The 15,822-nt window shown below is 23.5% G+C and carries 17 protein-coding genes and 1 pseudogene; 6 read left to right on the forward strand and 12 right to left on the reverse strand.

Annotated elements, in window-relative coordinates; all coding sequences use genetic code 4:
- Nucleotides 1–31 precede the first annotated feature (31 nt).
- The 4 genes from fmt to AAHM96_RS04405 are packed head-to-tail and all read right to left on the reverse strand — an operon-like array spanning nucleotide 32 to nucleotide 3,669.
- Nucleotides 32–979, reverse strand: coding sequence for a methionyl-tRNA formyltransferase (gene fmt / locus AAHM96_RS04390; RefSeq protein WP_338977334.1), 948 nt, complete (start codon nucleotides 977–979; stop codon nucleotides 32–34).
- Complete coding sequence (locus AAHM96_RS04395) at nucleotides 966–2,720, reverse strand: DUF2779 domain-containing protein (protein ID WP_338975295.1); 1,755 nt, start codon at nucleotides 2,718–2,720, stop codon at nucleotides 966–968. Before AAHM96_RS04395 ends, fmt begins: the two co-directional genes overlap by 14 nt.
- A gap of 36 nt (nucleotides 2,721–2,756) precedes the next feature.
- On the reverse strand, nucleotides 2,757–3,365 hold the full coding sequence (locus AAHM96_RS04400; protein ID WP_281747823.1) for a hypothetical protein: 609 nt from the start codon (nucleotides 3,363–3,365) through the stop codon (nucleotides 2,757–2,759).
- A 22-nt stretch (nucleotides 3,366–3,387) separates the two neighbouring features.
- Nucleotides 3,388–3,669, reverse strand: coding sequence for a hypothetical protein (locus AAHM96_RS04405; RefSeq protein ID WP_174480491.1), 282 nt, complete (start codon nucleotides 3,667–3,669; stop codon nucleotides 3,388–3,390).
- 212 nt (nucleotides 3,670–3,881) lie between these two features.
- Here AAHM96_RS04405 and rpsT point away from each other — a divergent pair, with 212 nt between their 5' ends.
- Nucleotides 3,882–4,142, forward strand: coding sequence for a 30S ribosomal protein S20 (gene rpsT, locus AAHM96_RS04410; RefSeq protein ID WP_342272768.1), 261 nt, complete (start codon nucleotides 3,882–3,884; stop codon nucleotides 4,140–4,142).
- Nucleotides 4,143–4,265: 123 nt separating this feature from the next.
- Here rpsT and AAHM96_RS04415 read toward each other — a convergent pair whose 3' ends face one another.
- Nucleotides 4,266–4,889 (reverse strand): DDE-type integrase/transposase/recombinase, encoded by a 624-nt coding sequence (locus AAHM96_RS04415; protein WP_342265927.1) that lies wholly within the window; start codon nucleotides 4,887–4,889, stop codon nucleotides 4,266–4,268.
- Between the two features lie 352 nt (nucleotides 4,890–5,241).
- Nucleotides 5,242–6,219: an IS3 family transposase gene (locus AAHM96_RS04420; RefSeq protein ID WP_342272762.1), complete on the reverse strand. Its 978-nt coding sequence runs from the start codon at nucleotides 6,217–6,219 to the stop codon at nucleotides 5,242–5,244.
- Nucleotides 6,220–6,323: 104 nt separating this feature from the next.
- Between AAHM96_RS04420 and AAHM96_RS04425 the strand changes: the two genes are divergently transcribed.
- Both AAHM96_RS04425 and AAHM96_RS04430 read left to right on the forward strand, forming a co-directional pair.
- Nucleotides 6,324–6,491: a helicase HerA domain-containing protein gene (locus tag AAHM96_RS04425; RefSeq protein ID WP_342272769.1), complete on the forward strand. Its 168-nt coding sequence runs from the start codon at nucleotides 6,324–6,326 to the stop codon at nucleotides 6,489–6,491.
- A gap of 126 nt (nucleotides 6,492–6,617) precedes the next feature.
- A complete protein-coding gene (locus AAHM96_RS04430; RefSeq protein ID WP_342273717.1) occupies nucleotides 6,618–7,856 on the forward strand; it encodes an IS256 family transposase in 1,239 nt (412 codons plus the stop codon).
- Here AAHM96_RS04430 and AAHM96_RS04435 read toward each other — a convergent pair.
- The 4 genes from AAHM96_RS04435 to AAHM96_RS04450 all read right to left on the reverse strand — a co-directional run bounded on the left by AAHM96_RS04435 (nucleotide 7,843) and on the right by AAHM96_RS04450 (nucleotide 10,871).
- Nucleotides 7,843–8,292 (reverse strand): transposase family protein, encoded by a 450-nt coding sequence (locus tag AAHM96_RS04435; protein WP_342273718.1) that lies wholly within the window; start codon nucleotides 8,290–8,292, stop codon nucleotides 7,843–7,845. The genes AAHM96_RS04430 and AAHM96_RS04435 overlap by 14 nt on opposite strands.
- Before the next feature lie 2 nt (nucleotides 8,293–8,294).
- A complete protein-coding gene (locus tag AAHM96_RS04440; RefSeq protein ID WP_342272766.1) occupies nucleotides 8,295–8,687 on the reverse strand; it encodes a transposase family protein in 393 nt (130 codons plus the stop codon).
- 155 nt (nucleotides 8,688–8,842) lie between these two features.
- Nucleotides 8,843–10,159 (reverse strand): ETX/MTX2 family pore-forming toxin, encoded by a 1,317-nt coding sequence (locus AAHM96_RS04445; RefSeq protein ID WP_342272770.1) that lies wholly within the window; start codon nucleotides 10,157–10,159, stop codon nucleotides 8,843–8,845.
- 37 nt (nucleotides 10,160–10,196) lie between these two features.
- Nucleotides 10,197–10,871 (reverse strand): BspA family leucine-rich repeat surface protein, encoded by a 675-nt coding sequence (locus AAHM96_RS04450; RefSeq protein WP_342272771.1) that lies wholly within the window; start codon nucleotides 10,869–10,871, stop codon nucleotides 10,197–10,199.
- A 224-nt stretch (nucleotides 10,872–11,095) separates the two neighbouring features.
- On the opposite strand from AAHM96_RS04450, the gene lepA reads away from it, so the two are divergent.
- Nucleotides 11,096–12,904, forward strand: coding sequence for a translation elongation factor 4 (lepA, locus tag AAHM96_RS04455; RefSeq protein ID WP_425288782.1), 1,809 nt, complete (start codon nucleotides 11,096–11,098; stop codon nucleotides 12,902–12,904).
- A 144-nt stretch (nucleotides 12,905–13,048) separates the two neighbouring features.
- On the opposite strand, the gene AAHM96_RS04460 is transcribed toward lepA, so the two are convergent.
- Nucleotides 13,049–13,219: a hypothetical protein gene (locus tag AAHM96_RS04460; RefSeq protein ID WP_342272773.1), complete on the reverse strand. Its 171-nt coding sequence runs from the start codon at nucleotides 13,217–13,219 to the stop codon at nucleotides 13,049–13,051.
- 208 nt (nucleotides 13,220–13,427) lie between these two features.
- Nucleotides 13,428–14,217, reverse strand: a pseudogene (locus AAHM96_RS04465) (IS5 family transposase).
- Nucleotides 14,218–14,495: 278 nt separating this feature from the next.
- On the opposite strand from AAHM96_RS04465, the gene AAHM96_RS04470 reads away from it, so the two are divergent.
- On the forward strand, nucleotides 14,496–14,888 hold the full coding sequence (locus AAHM96_RS04470; RefSeq protein ID WP_342272745.1) for a transposase family protein: 393 nt from the start codon (nucleotides 14,496–14,498) through the stop codon (nucleotides 14,886–14,888).
- Between the two features lie 2 nt (nucleotides 14,889–14,890).
- Nucleotides 14,891–15,313, forward strand: a complete 423-nt coding sequence (locus tag AAHM96_RS04475; protein WP_342273719.1) for a transposase family protein — start codon at nucleotides 14,891–14,893, stop codon at nucleotides 15,311–15,313.
- The last annotated feature ends 509 nt before the right edge of the window (nucleotides 15,314–15,822 follow it).

Consider the following 15,822-nt stretch of genomic DNA (forward strand, 5'->3'; position numbering starts at 1 on the left):
TTACCAAAAAATATTAGTTATTTTTTTATTACTATTTAAAGATAAAACCAATTGCAATTGGATTAATTTTAGAACCATAGTAACAAGCTGCTATAATTTCTTTTTTACCTGCTGGTTGAATAACCTTAATTACTATGTTATTAGTTTTAGTGGCAACAATAATACCTAATTTATTTATTGCAACAATTGTTCCTGGCAGAGCATTTGATAATTCATTAGTTACTGTTACTTGATGAATTTTGTATATATTATCATTCAATGTAGTATAAGCGATTGGTGTATTATACAATCCACGAACATGACATGAAATTAATTGTGCTGAAAGATTTCAATTAATTTTTTCATCACTTCTTTTAATATTTAAACCAAAAGTTACTTTATTTTCATCTTGTTCTTGCTCTTGTATTTCATTATTAATGATTTTTAATAAATATTTTATTAACATATTTTGTGCTAAAGTTATCAACTTATTAACTAAAGAAGTATATGTATCCTCAATACCAATTGAAACTTGTTCTTGAACATAAATTGCTCCTGCATCCATTTTACTTACCATTTTCATTAATGTAATACCAGTAGTTTGTAATCCATTAATAATTGCTCATTGAATAGGGGCACCACCACGCAATGATGGTAATAATGAAGCATGAATATTTAAACATTTATATTTTGGTAAATTTAAAATTGCTTTTGGTAAAAATTGACCATAAGCACAAGTAAGAATAACATCAATATTTAATAATTGTAAACTTTTTAAACTTTCAATAATATTTTCTGGTTGGAAAACAGGGATTTGATATTCTTCTGCCAATTGTTTAATTGCTAAAGGAACAACTTCTTGTTTACGACCAATTTTACGATCTGGCTGACAAACAACACCAACTATTTCAACTTCATTTTTCATTGTTATTAATAATGTTTTTAAAATATTTTCAGAAAAAAAAGAAGAACCCATAAATAAAATTTTAAATTTTTTCATAATTTTCGCCCTCAATTTTTGCTTTGTACATTTCAATAATATTTTTTACATGTCAGAATAATACTACCATACCTAAAGTATCTTGAGCACAATATTTTAACATATTTTCACGAAAATTATGAATTCAATTAGTTAAACTAATGTTATTTTCAACTCTTCTACGAAAAACTTCTGATGCCATATCTCCTTTTTTAATAACTAATCCTTCATAAGAAAAGGAAGGTTCAAATGCTGGTAAAGTTTTTTTAATTGAAAGAGAACCATAAAACTGTTCTTTATAAATTTTAAATTCTTTAAAAAAATCTTGTAAATCAATAGTACCATCATGGATTAATGATAATTTATTTTTATATTGAGGATAATAATAAGCTAATTTTTTAAGAACAGATTTCTCAAATGATTGATTATAAGCAACATACGTACCCTTACCATGAATATTAATTAAATCATGACATAATTTTTTTGTTAACATTTCTCTTGGATCATCATTTCCATCTGCTAAAAATTCATAATGTTTAATTGATTTATAAGTTTTAAAATCAAAATCTGGTGCCAATAATACATGGACAGAATATTGAAAAGGAATTTGTTGATATGGTTTACTATTTTTAAACTTAGGTATTGCAGATTTCATAGTCTCAAAATCATACATATAAATTGGATATTGGTACTTTTTATATTCAATTTTTAAATCAACAAATTTATTGCCATCAATTAATTTTTCACCATTTTTAATTACATCATATTGTCTTAAATGTAAATTAGACTTTGTTAAAAATGGTAATAATCTTTCATCATTAATTTCTAACAAATCTTCTTCATAATATCACAATGCTTTCTTAGTTTTTCTTAAACGATATAATTCAAAAATAGTATTATGAATAGAAAAATATTTAAAAATATGAGGACAAAATTGATTACTATTTTCATGACAATAAGGTAAAGTTAATAATTTAACTATTTCATCAATATCACTAATTTTAATAATATTCTTAATATTTTCATATTGTAATTTCAAATTATTATTTAAAATTTCATCTTGAATTGATTCAAAAAGACTAAAACTTTTTTTAGTATTAGGACTTTTTTGCCAAGTTGATCCATTAACAATAAATAATTCATTTAAATCTATTTTTTCTTTTTTAACATAATTATTATTTAAATACATAATATAAGTATTAACTACTTTAATTCCACATTTGGTTAAAATATCATACTGATAAAGTAAATCTCACATATGTTCTTCTTTAACTCAAGTTACTGCTTTTACTTCAATTAAATCCCAACCATCATTATTTCGTTTTAAAATATCACACTTAGTAACACAGCCCTGATATTCAAATCTTGGTTCAAATAAAACATCATACTCTTTATTATTAATAATTTCTATGACATTATTACCCGGTTCAGACTCAAAATTAAAATAAGAATATTTTACTTTAAAATATTCTTGAGCATAGTGCCCAGTTTCAATACCATCTGCAATTGTTTCACCAAGATAAAATTCAGAATCATCTTCTTCATTATAATTATTTTCAAATGTATCATCATCTAAATCAGAAATAGTAATTAAATTAGATTTAAATTTACTACTTGTTTTAGTATGCGTTAGTTCAACAAAATTTATTATCTTTTTCTCTTCAATTAAATGCTTAGCTAAAGCATAATTTTTTGCATTTAAAAATCATGAAAGTTTTCGACAAATACGGAAATGCTTATAATCATCTTTATAAATTTTCATTACATATCACCCAATTGCCTACTTAAAAATAAAGATTTATTTATCTTTTCATCCAGAAAATTTATCATGAATTGCAATTTTAGGTTTTTCTAAATTTTTAGCACGTTTTTTATTTTCTTTATTTTGTAAACGTTCTTCTTCAATTGCAAGTTTAACGGCTTCATTTTCTTTTTTAATTGCTGTTTTTTCTTCTGCTGTCTTTCTTTTTATTTTAATTTTACCACTACGTTTTTTTGACATTTCAATTTTCTTAAGTGTTTCTTCTAAATCCAATTCACAATTTACTTTTCAAATTGTTTCAAATTCTTTCTTTGATAATTGCTTAGTAAATCCTTCTACCTCAAATGCTTTAGTTGCAAATAAATCATTTTTCTTAGAATCATATAATTTTACAATTACATCAAAAACATCACGATAGCGATATTCTTTACTACTACGTGAAACTACTTGTTCAAACTCTACTGTTTTATGTTGCAATTTTAATTCATCACGCATAAAGGATTTAATAATATTTTTTACTTCTTTTTGACGTTGTTTTTTCTCTTCTTTTTTCTTCTTTTTTGCTGAAATGGTTGTAAAAATAAAAATTATTAAAACTACTCCTATAAGCGCTAACATTCATCATTGACTAGATAAATTTCCCATTTTTTATTCCTCTTTTTTTGATTTATAAATTTTCCTCGATTACTGCTAATAGTTTAGTTGGACTCATCGGTGAAATTGTTAAAATTAAATTAACATCTTTTTTAATTACAAAATAAAGATGTGTTTTATTTACTCTAATATATTTAAAACTTTTTGTCTCTTCAATATCATAAGACTCATTAATCAATTTTAAACAATATTCACGTAATTGGATATCATTTAAGTCTTGCAATTTTAATCTTGTTCTAATCCTACCAATACTATGGTAAGAAAATTGATAAGGGTTACGAAAATAGTAACTCATTTATTTACCACACCTACATTTATCATTAAAGTTTTTAAACAAATAATTTACATTAAAAGTGTAAAAAAATTAAAATATACTATTAACAAAAAGCTAACACATTAATTATACTGAAAAAATAAAAAATATTATACAACATTTATGATTTTTGTTATAATTATTTTTGTTGTAATTAATCTATAAAACATGTTCAAAACAAAAAAGGAGAAAAAATGGCTAACATTGCATCACAAATTAAAAGAATTAAAACAAACCAAAAAAGAAATGAAATTAATAAAAGTTATAAATCTAAAGTTAAAACTGCTTTAAAAAAAGCTGAAATATCAATAAAAAACAAAGCAGAAAATGCTACAGTACTTGTTAATGAAGTATGTAGTTTAATTGATAAAACTGTTGTTAAAGGCATTTATCACATTAATAAAGCTGCTCGTCAAAAATCTAAAATTATGACTAAATTAGCAAAAGCAAAATAACTATAATTTATTTTAAAAAGAGACACTATTAATAGTGTCTCTTTTTAAAATATAATTGATATTTTTAAACTAAATTTTTGGGTGGTTGGCCCTTAATTACTGGACCATTTTTGATATAAAATTCTAAATTTTAATTTGTAAAATTGGTGGTTTTAGAAATTTAGAATGTATTCTTTCATAATTATAAAACATAACATATTGATTTACATCATTTATAGCTTCATTGATGGATAAATATTGATTTGATCCTTTAGGTAGTCATTCTTGAGATAAATGAGAAAATCAGTTTTCAGATAATACATTACCACCAATATCATAAGGTTGTTTTTTGCTTAAAATTATTTGTTTATCCTCTGCTCATTTTGTGATATCTTGACAATAAAATTCGTTGGCGTTATCTGAATGTAAAATAACATTTTTTACTTGATTTCAAGAAAATTGTTTGTTGATTTTTTCAAGAGCAGGAAGAATTAAATCCTGATATGATTTATTAGGAGCAATATTATAACTAACAACATTATTTGAATAAAAATCAATAATTACAAAAAGATATAATCATCCTTCTTTAGTATTTATTTGTTTAGTGTCCATTGATCAAATTTGATTTGAAGAGGTTGTACTTTTATAATCTTTGTTTACTTTATCCATTGTAGGTATTCACTTATTTGGATTTTTTTTGTTTTTAGGATAGTTATTTTTAGTTTGTTTTAATCCTTGAATATTGTGTTCTTTCATAATTTTTCGCATTTGTTTTATTGATAATTCTATATTTAAAATGATATTTTTTTCTTGTTTTAATCACTCTTTAAAAGCTGAAAAAATTCTTAAATATCCATAAATTCTGCCTTTTCTTGTAGAATGAAATTCGATTAAAAGTTGGCATATTTTTTGATATTTATGATTGCATTTAATAATATGATTTTCTTCTTTTTTAATAGGTTTTTGTTTATTTTTTAAAAAGTAATATGTTGATCTGTTTAATTGAAGATATTGACATAGGTTGGTGGTTGGCCCTTAATTACTGGACCATTTTTGATATAAAATTCTAAATTTTAAGGTGGTTGGCCCTTAATTACTGGACCATTTTTGATATAAAATTCTAAATTTTAATTTGTAAAATTGGTGGTTTTAGAAATTTAGAATGTATTCTTTCATAATTATAAAACATAACATATTGATTTACATCATTTATAGCTTCATTGATGGATAAATATTGATTTGATCCTTTAGGTAGTCATTCTTGAGATAAATGAGAAAATCAGTTTTCAGATAATACATTACCACCAATATCATAAGGTTGTTTTTTGCTTAAAATTATTTGTTTATCCTCTGCTCATTTTGTGATATCGTGACAATAAAATTCGTTGGCGTTATCTGAATGTAAAATAACATTTTTTATTTGATTTCAAGAAAATTGTTTGTTGATTTTTTCAAGAGCAGGAAGAATTAAATCCTGATATGATTTATTAGGAGCAATATTATAACTAACAACATTATTTGAATAAAAATCAATAATTACAAAAAGATATAATCATCCTTCTTTAGTATTTATTTGTTTAGTGTCCATTGATCAAATTTGATTTGAAGAGGTTGTACTTTTATAATCTTTGTTTACTTTATCCATTGTAGGTATTCACTTATTTGGATTTTTTTTGTTTTTAGGATAGTTATTTTTAGTTTGTTTTAATCCTTGAATATTGTGTTCTTTCATAATTTTTCGCATTTGTTTTATTGATAATTCTATATTTAAAATGATATTTTTTTCTTGTTTTAATCACTCTTTAAAAGCTGAAAAAATTCTTAAATATCCATAAATTCTGCCTTTTCTTGTAGAATGAAATTCGATTAAAAGTTGGCATATTTTTTGATATTTATGATTGCATTTAATAATATGATTTTCTTCTTTTTTAATAGGTTTTTGTTTATTTTTTAAAAAGTAATATGTTGATCTGTTTAATTGAAGATATTGACATAGGTTTCTAATTGAATATTGATTTTTACAATCATCAATAATTTTAATTTTTTCTTTGATATTTAATTTGTTAATTACTAATGCTATTTGTTTAATTTTATCCATTAATAAAAATCCTTTCAGGTTAAAATTAGTGTTAATTATATAACACAATTGTTTTTAGAATACATTCAGGTTTTTTAAATTAATGGTCTAGTAAAAAGGGCTAAGTGGCAAGTGGCCTAAACCAACATACATTATTGATTGGAGCAACTGGTTCGGGGAAAACTACAACAGCATTATCAATAATCAATCAACTTGTTTATAAATTAAATCAAACAGTAATTATTGTTGATGGAAAAGGTGACAATGATTTAATAGACTTGGTGCAAAACTAAGGTAATTCAAAATTATATATTCCTGCTATTAAGGTAATGTTTAGTAATCTGTGTAACTTACAAAAATAACTATGTTTAATTAATTCTAGTAAATATAATTAAATGACTAGAAAGAGTGAGTTACAGATGGCTAAAAAGCAAAATATTAATAATAATGATCCAATATCAAAAGCAGTAGATTTATTATTAGAAAATACTGAAGATTTAACAACAGTTTTTAAAGAGGGAGGATTGTATAAAGAATTAACAAAAAGATTAGTAGAAAAAATGTTGAATTCTGAGATGCAAAATTATTTAGGATATGATAAGAATCAACATAGTAATAGTGACAATGCTCGTAATGGTATAAGTTCAAAAAAATTAATAACTCAACAAGGTAAAATTGAGATTGATGTACCACGAGATCGCAATAGTAATTTTACTCCTGTAATAGTTGCAAAAAGACAAAGAAGATTTGATGGTTTTGATCAACAAGTTCTTTCTTTATATGCAAAAGGAATGACATTATCAGATATTAGAATGCAATTACAAGAGTTATATCATGGTGCTGATATTAGTGAAAGTGTTATTAGCCAAATTACTGATGATGTTATTGATGATGTAAAAGCATGGCAAAATCGACCATTAGAAAGTGTCTATCCGATTGTTTATTTTGATTGCATAGTAGTGAAAGTACGACAAGATAAAAGGATTATTAATAAATCAGTTTATATAGCTTTAGGAGTTGATTTAGAAGGTAAAAAAGATGTTTTAGGTTTATGAATTAGTGAAAATGAAGGTGCTAAATTTTGATTAGCAAATTTAACAGAAATGAAAAATCGTGGCTTAAATGATATTCTTATTGCCTGCAGTGATAATTTAACAGGCATGTCAGAAGCAATACAATCAGTTTATCTTAAAACAGAACATCAATTATGCATAGTTCATCAAATTAGAAATAGTTTGAAATATGTCTCATATAAGCATAGAAAATCTCTAGTTGCAGATTTAAAACCAATTTATACTGCATGTAGTGAAGAACAAGCAATGCAGGCTTTAGAATCCTTTGAAAGTAAATGAAATAAACAATATCCTCAAATTGCTAAATCTTGATATAAAAATTGAGATAATTTAATGGTTTTTATTAGTTATCCAGTAGAAATCAAAAGAGTGATTTATACTACAAATGCTATTGAATCTGTAAATAGTCAATTACGAAAAGTCATCAGAAATAAAAAAGTTTTTCCAAATGATATGGCAGTTTTCAAAATATTTTACTTAGCAATTGAAAATATAACAAAAAAATGAACAATGCCCATTCAAAATTGAAATACAGCAATTGCTCATTTTATGATAAAATTTGAAGATAGAATTAATCTAAACTAGTACTTTGTAAAACAAAGATACACAGATTACATAAAAGCCTCGCTATTAAATTAAATCTTAATGCAAATCTTCGTATTTTATTGCGATATTTTAAAGTTAAAATTTTAAAACGTTTTAGTTTAGCAAATACGTGTTCAATTTTAATTCTAATTTTGCTTAAAGTTTTATTGTATTCTTTTTGAATTGGTATTAATTTATTGTATTTACTTTTTTTAAATGGCAAAAATGTATTTTTATGAATATTTTGTATTCCTTGATAACCTGAATCAACAAAAACTTGTTTTTCTAGATGAATAAAAGTTTTAGATTTTAAAAGTAATTTAAAATCATGAATGCTTCCAAAACAAAAAGCGGTTGAAATAATTTTTCCATTTAAAATATCAATAATTATTTGCGATTTAAGAGTATGATGTTTGTTTTTACCCGAAAAAAGTAATTTTAGTTTTTTTTAATTCTTTCAATTGGAGTTTCAGTAGCATCAATAGCTAGTAAATTATTATTGATTCCTTTATTTTTGATTAAATCTTTTTTGCCAGATAAATTAAAAATTCCACTTTTTATTAAAGTATTTTCAATTCAAAAAATATTACGAATGCAGCTAGTATGACTAATATTATATCTTTTTGCAATAACTCTATAACTACTATACTCTTTTCAGTATTCTAATGTCATTAATAAACGATTTTCTATTGATAATTTATTAGGTTTACCACCAACTGCTTTTTTAATTGCTTCAGCTTTTTTTAAAATTTCAACCATTTTTTGAAATGTTTGTAGTTTTATTCCCACTAAACTATAAAATTCTTGTTCATCTTTGTATTTTTTTAACATAATAATTATCACCTTTGATATTAATAATAACCGTTAAATTATTAAAATTAAAGGTTTTGCACCAAGTCTAATAATAAAATATTTAATAAAACTGCTCAATTGAGCAGTTTTATTTTAAAAAATGTTATTTTTGAATTAAATATTTTATATAAACTTTAAATTGGTTGTTCTGGATTGACTGTAACATCTAATTCATTAGATTTACCATATAAGGTTAATGGAATAGAATAATATAGTTCGTTATTGTTAGCATACATTAAACAATTATTAGCAAATTGATTTTTATTTAATTCTGTTAGAAGCTCATAGAAATTATATGTTTGTCAACCTTTATTAACATTATCTTCTCAATAATATAAATTTCCAGAAAAAGTTGAACTCTTATCTAATTTTAAAGTTAGAATATAATCAGATTTAGTATTATTTAAAAATATATCATAATCTATGTTTACCTTTTTATGAGGTAATACATTTATTTTTTGAGATGGATATTTTAATGTTACTGATTCAGAATTTGTATTTGTGGTACTATGACCAAAGTTAAAATTAAAGGTTGTTTCTTCAAAAGGTATTGATATTTTTTCACTTATACCAACATCATATGTATTAGTAACAGAATAAGTATTTGTTACTTCTTTATCGTATTCTTGTGTACTAAGTTGTTGTTCAAGGTTTGTATTATTTTTAAGTTCTGTTTGTTCAGAAGTTTCAAAGGTCTTAGTTAAATTTATTAATGAAATTTTATCAAATGATAAAATTTCATTATTTTTAATATTAAGTTTCATATTTTCTAATCAATAACCTTTATTTTTCATATGACCCATTACAAGAATGTCTAGAAAATTTCATATATTAAAATCAAATTCTTGTCTATAACTTAAAGTAATTTCACCTTTATAGTCGCCAGTTCCTTCAATTATAGCACTTGTACTATTAATAGATCCTTTAATATTAAAATCATTAATAGTTAAAATACTAGCATCATAATTTATGCTTTTGATACCAATTAAAAGTTCCTCTTTGGTTGGAATTAAATTTTTTGCTAAAATTTTAATAAATCCTAGATTTTGATTTGCTATAAGTAAATTTAAGTCTTTTTTCTCTTGTGTGGTTGTAATATTTATATTTATCGTTTTTTCACCTATAAAGTTTATAGAAGTACTTAATCCAATTATTTTTATAATTAATTTTCTATTTTTAATATCAGCATCTTGTAGAGGTGTATTATTATTTTTACTAATTTTTACATCGCTTAGTTGTAAATTTGAAAATGTTTTTTTTCTTAATTTATTAATTAATTCAACTTTAAAAACTTTTACATTATTATCAAGTGTTGTAATGTCTAAGTTATCAGATAAACCTTTTAAATCTTTTTTATGTACAGGATATACTGTTCCTCCACAAGCAACTAAACTAATACTTGTTGGTGTTGCAACCATTAAAGATAATATAAATTTTAGCAGTTTTCTCATAATTATTTACCACCTTATTTTTTTCTTATTATTTTTTTTATTGTTTAAATTTTGGTAATTTATTGGGATTATCAATTTTTGAGCCAGTAGCAAAATTACTGTGTTCTATTATTTTTTTTACATTTCATTTTGAAAGGTTTTGATTGAATGATCTTGCATTAAAAAACATTTTATTCATATTTGTTACATTAGAAGTATTTCAATTTGAAATATTTTGATTAAATGTTAAAGCATCAGCAAACATTGAATTCATATTTATTACATTTGATGTATTTCAATCTGCAAGACTTTGATTAAATGCAATAGCATTTTGAAAGATAAGACTTAAATCTGTTACTTTTGAAATGTCTCACTTTGAAATATCTTGATTGAAGACAATAGCATCTCAAAACATGTGTTTTAAAGAAGTTATTTCTGGTGGTAATTGATCTGGCACTTTTTGAATTGTTTTTGGCATTTTAACCACTTGAATTTGATTAATGATGTTTTTATAAAATCCAATTTGAACAATTTCTTTGCTATTTATATTTGATAAATCTGTTTCATTAGTTGTTATTTGTTCTCCATCTTTGTCAATGTAAATTGTGTCTTGTTGAGTTTTATTAATTATATGTGCATTTTGTTGCGAACTACTATTTAAATTAACATTATTTACATTTCCAACAGTAATTGTAATTGCTAAAATACTTAATGTTGTTAATATTTTTTTCATATTACTAACACCCTCCCTCCTTTATTTTTTGTTATTATAATTTTACATGATTTTAAAAACTAGTTATTTATGTATATATCTTTTCATATATTGTTAAGTGATAGTTTAATTATATTTATAAGATTATCTGCAACTTTCGATTTAATTTTATTTAAACTTTGATATACTAAAACATAGTAAATAGTTTATAAGCAAAAGATAGGTGAATAAATAATATTATGAGTATCGATAAAAAATACATTAGAAATTTTTCAATTATTGCCCATATTGATCATGGTAAATCAACTTTGGCTGATCGTATTTTAGAATTAACTAATGCCGTTTCAAAAAGGGAAATGAAAAATCAATTGTTAGATTCACTGGATTTAGAACGTGAACGTGGCATTACAATTAAACTAAATAGTGTACAGCTTAAATATCAATCATTAGATGGTCATACTTATTTGCTTCACTTAATTGATACTCCAGGTCATGTTGACTTTACTTATGAAGTATCGCGTAGTTTAGCAGCATGTGAGGGTGCCATTTTAGTAGTTGATGCTGCTCAGGGTATTGAAGCACAAACTTTAGCAAATGTATATTTAGCATTAGATAATGACTTAGAAATTATTCCTGTTATTAATAAAATAGATTTACCAAGTGCTGAACCAGAAAAAGTTAAAGAAGAAATTGAAAAAGTATTGGGTTTACCTGCTGATTATGCGCCTTTAATTTCTGCAAAAACAGGTATTAATATTCGCGATGTTTTAGAAGCAGTTATTAAATATATTCCTTATCCAATTGATGCTGACGATAATGAACCATTACGTGCTTTAATTTTTGATTCATTATATGATAAATATCGTGGAGTGATGGCATTTATTAGAATCAAAACTGGTGTAATTAAAGTTGGTGATAAAGTAAGAATGATGTCAACTGGTGCTGAATATGAAATTACTGAATTAGGAGTACGCACACCAAAAGAAGAAAAGAGAGAAATGTTAACAGCTGGTGAAGTTGGTTGAATTAGTGGTGCAATTAAAATAATTAGTGATATTCATGTTGGTGATACGATTACTAGTGTTATTAATCCTGCTGATGCACCATTACTAGGTTATAAAACTTTAAAACCAATGGTTTATTGTGGTTTATATCCAATTGATACTAATAAATATCAAGAATTAAAGGATGCATTATATAAAATTCAATTATCGGATGCCTCATTAATTTTTACTGCTGAAACATCACAAGCATTAGGTTTTGGTTTTCGTTGTGGTTTTTTAGGGTTATTACATATGGATGTTATTCAAGAGCGTTTAGAGCGTGAATATAATTTAGTTTTAATTTCAACAGCTCCTTCTGTAATTTATGAAGTAAATTTAACTAATGGTGAAAAGTTAATAATTGATAATCCAGCAAAATGACCAACTGTGCAAACAATTAAAAGTGTAGAAGAACCATTTGTACAAGTAACAATAATGACACCAGAACAATATGTTGGTGCATTGATGCAATTATGTCAGGATAAACGCGGAACTTATTTAGATCTAAAATATGCTGATAATTTACGAAGAACTCTTATTTATAATATGCCACTGAATGAAATTGTCATTGATTTTTTTGATAAATTAAAATCAATATCAAAAGGTTATGCTTCATTAGATTATGAGTTAATTGATTATCAGGAAAGTAAATTAGTGAAAATGGATATTTTATTAGCAGGTAATATTGTTGATGCATTATCTGTTATTGTTCATAAGGATTTTGCTTATGATCGTGGGCGTGTTTTATGTGAAAAATTAAAAAAATTAATTCCGAAACAAAATTTTGAAGTTGCTATTCAGGCTGCTATTAATAATAAAATTATTGCTCGTCAAACTGTGCAAGCAGTTAGAAAAGATGTTATTGCTAAATGTTATGGTGGTGATATTACAAGAAAAAGAAAACTTTTAGAAAAACAAAAAGAAGGAAAGAAAAAAATGAAATCGATTGGTAATGTTGAATTACCACCAGAAGCATTTCGTGCTGTTTTAAAAATAGATGAAGAAAATTAAAAAAAATGTATATATATTTGATTTGTATTTTTCTAAATTGAATTATTTGAAAATAAAAAAATAATTGACTTAAATAGAACAATTATTTTTTTATTTTTATAAATCATATTTTTAGATTAAAATCAGATTTCTCACAATTTTATGTTAAATATATAGTATTTTTTTTAATTCTGCAATTATTTCCATTTTAATTTTGATGTAATTTTTTTGCATTTCAATATTAATTAAATTTTCTTGAGTTTTTGACTGATTATTTTCTAAATTATTTTTAATTATTGCGTGACACTCAATTTCTCTAGAGAAATTTTTAATCATATTTTTTATGTTATTAATCATTTTATATTCCCCATTTCAAAGTTTTATAAATAATTTATTTATATTTTTTATTATATCATTTTATTTATAAAAATTATAAATAAAATGATATAATTTTCTATAATAAATCTAGTATTCATAGAAAAATAAATTAAAAGCAAGTTTAAATAAAATGATATAATAAAAAAACAATTCCCTAAGAACCTGTTTAAAATCTTTTCAATAAAATTGAAATAAAGGCAAGAACAACCATTTGTAAGCTAGTATTTAATTTTTTTTCACAATTTTTTCATAATCTTCTGCATTTTTCTAATCATGCAAAACTTCGTTCTACAACTCATCTTTTTGGTAATACTACAAAAGAATGTAATTCATTACGTTTTATAACTTCAACATTTGCATTTATAATTGTTTTAATTTTATTTTTCACCAGTATAACCAGCATCTACTAGTATTTTTTGAACTGCAGAAAGATTCTCTTTTTCATTTTCAAGAAGCAAATCATTATTATAGCACTATTACGATCTGTTTTTTCTGCTGTGGTTATGTAAATTGCATGTGGTAAACCTTGAGAATCAACAGCAATATAACGCTTTATTCCTGAAATCTTTTTACCAGCATCATAACCTTTATTTTTAGTAGTATCTGTATTTTTAACACTTTGTGAATCAATTATACAAAAACTAGTTTGTTCTTTTCTACCATTATTGATACGAAATGCCTTGACTAATTTTTTTTAAAACTAATTGTAATACACTAGGTTCTTTATCATTATTTTTACTTCAAGCTTGAAAATAATAATATACAATTTGTCATTTTGGAAAATTTTTTGGTAACATTCTTCACTGGCAACCACTTTTTAATACATATAAAACTGCACAAAATACTTCATATAAATCTAAACTTCTTGGTTTAGTTCTCTTTTTAGTATTTTCTAAAATTGATTTTATATTTTCAAATTGCTCTTTGCTAACATTACTAGGATAATTTTTACACATATATACCTCTTATTTTAAAATATATAATCATTTTATCCTATTCTCTAAAAGATTTTAAACAGGTTCTAAGAAATTGATAAAATTTTAATTTATAATAAGTATATTAATAATAATTACTTAAATGGGGAGTAGGGGGTTATGTGAAAATTTTATTAAAAATAATTGATTGTTTGAACCCAATTTCTATTTTTAAAAGTATTAAAAACTATAGACTTGGTGCAAAACCTTTAATTTTAATAATTTAACGGTTATTATTAATATCAAAGGTGATAATTATTATGTTAAAAAAATACAAAGATGAACAAGAATTTTATAGTTTAGTGGGAATAAAACTACAAACATTTCAAAAAATGGTTGAAATTTTAAAAAAAGCTGAAGCAATTAAAAAAGCAGTTGGTGGTAAACCTAATAAATTATCAATAGAAAATCGTTTATTAATGACATTAGAATACTGAAAAGAGTATAGTAGTTATAGAGTTATTGCAAAAAGATATAATATTAGTCATACTAGCTGCATTCGTAATATTTTTTGAATTGAAAATACTTTAATAAAAAGTGGAATTTTTAATTTATCTGGCAAAAAAGATTTAATCAAAAATAAAGGAATCAATAATACTTTACTAGCTATTGATGCTACTGAAACTCCAATTGAAAGAATTAAAAAAAACTAAAATTACTTTTTTCGGGTAAAAACAAACATCATACTCTTAAATCGCAAATAATTATTGATATTTTAAATGGAAAAATTATTTCAACCGCTTTTTGTTTTGGAAGCATTCATGATTTTAAATTACTTTTAAAATCTAAAACTTTTATTCATCCAGAAAAACAAGTTTTTGTTGATTCAGATTATCAAGGAATACAAAATATTCATAAAAATACATTTTTGCCATTTAAAAAAAGTAAATACAATAAATTAATACCAATTCAAAAAGAATACAATAAAACTTTAAGCAAAATTAGAATTAAAATTGAACACGTATTTGCTAAACTAAAACGTTTTAAAATTTTAACTTTAAAATATCGCAATAAAATACGAAGATTTGCATTAAGATTTAATTTAATAGCAGAAATATATAATTTTGAATTACCTTAGTTTTGCACCAATTCTTATATAGAAAATAGATCTAAGATTGAAGCAAAATTAATTGATAAAGAAAAGCAAAGACAACATGAAAAAGATTTACAAGATTCTAGATTTAAACATGAATCACTTGAAAATGAAAAAGACAGAAAATTACAAAAAGAATTAGCTGAAGAAAAAACTAAAAGATTAGGGTTAATATTAGAAAATAAATTAATTATAAATAGACAAAATTATTATTTAAAACATGATAATAATCCTAAATTAGAATTAGATTGTTTAAATTTCATTTTCATTCCCCCTTTTTTTAAAAAATAAATTAAGATTTATCAAAAATACATTATTTTTTGTATTTGTTTTTTGGTAAATCTTAATTTAAGTTTATATTTGCAAAAAATAATATACAATAAAAAATCTAAAAAAATGTGAATTACAATTACACTTTATCAAAATTATATATGCAATATGTATTGTTTGTCTTTATTTATATTGTGATTCTTAGTTAGTTATGGTATTCTATT

The organism is Spiroplasma endosymbiont of Acasis viretata (assembly GCF_964031275.1).
Taxonomy (GTDB): Bacteria; Bacillota_I; Bacilli_A; order Mycoplasmatales; family VBWQ01; genus Spiroplasma_E; species Spiroplasma_E ixodetis_A.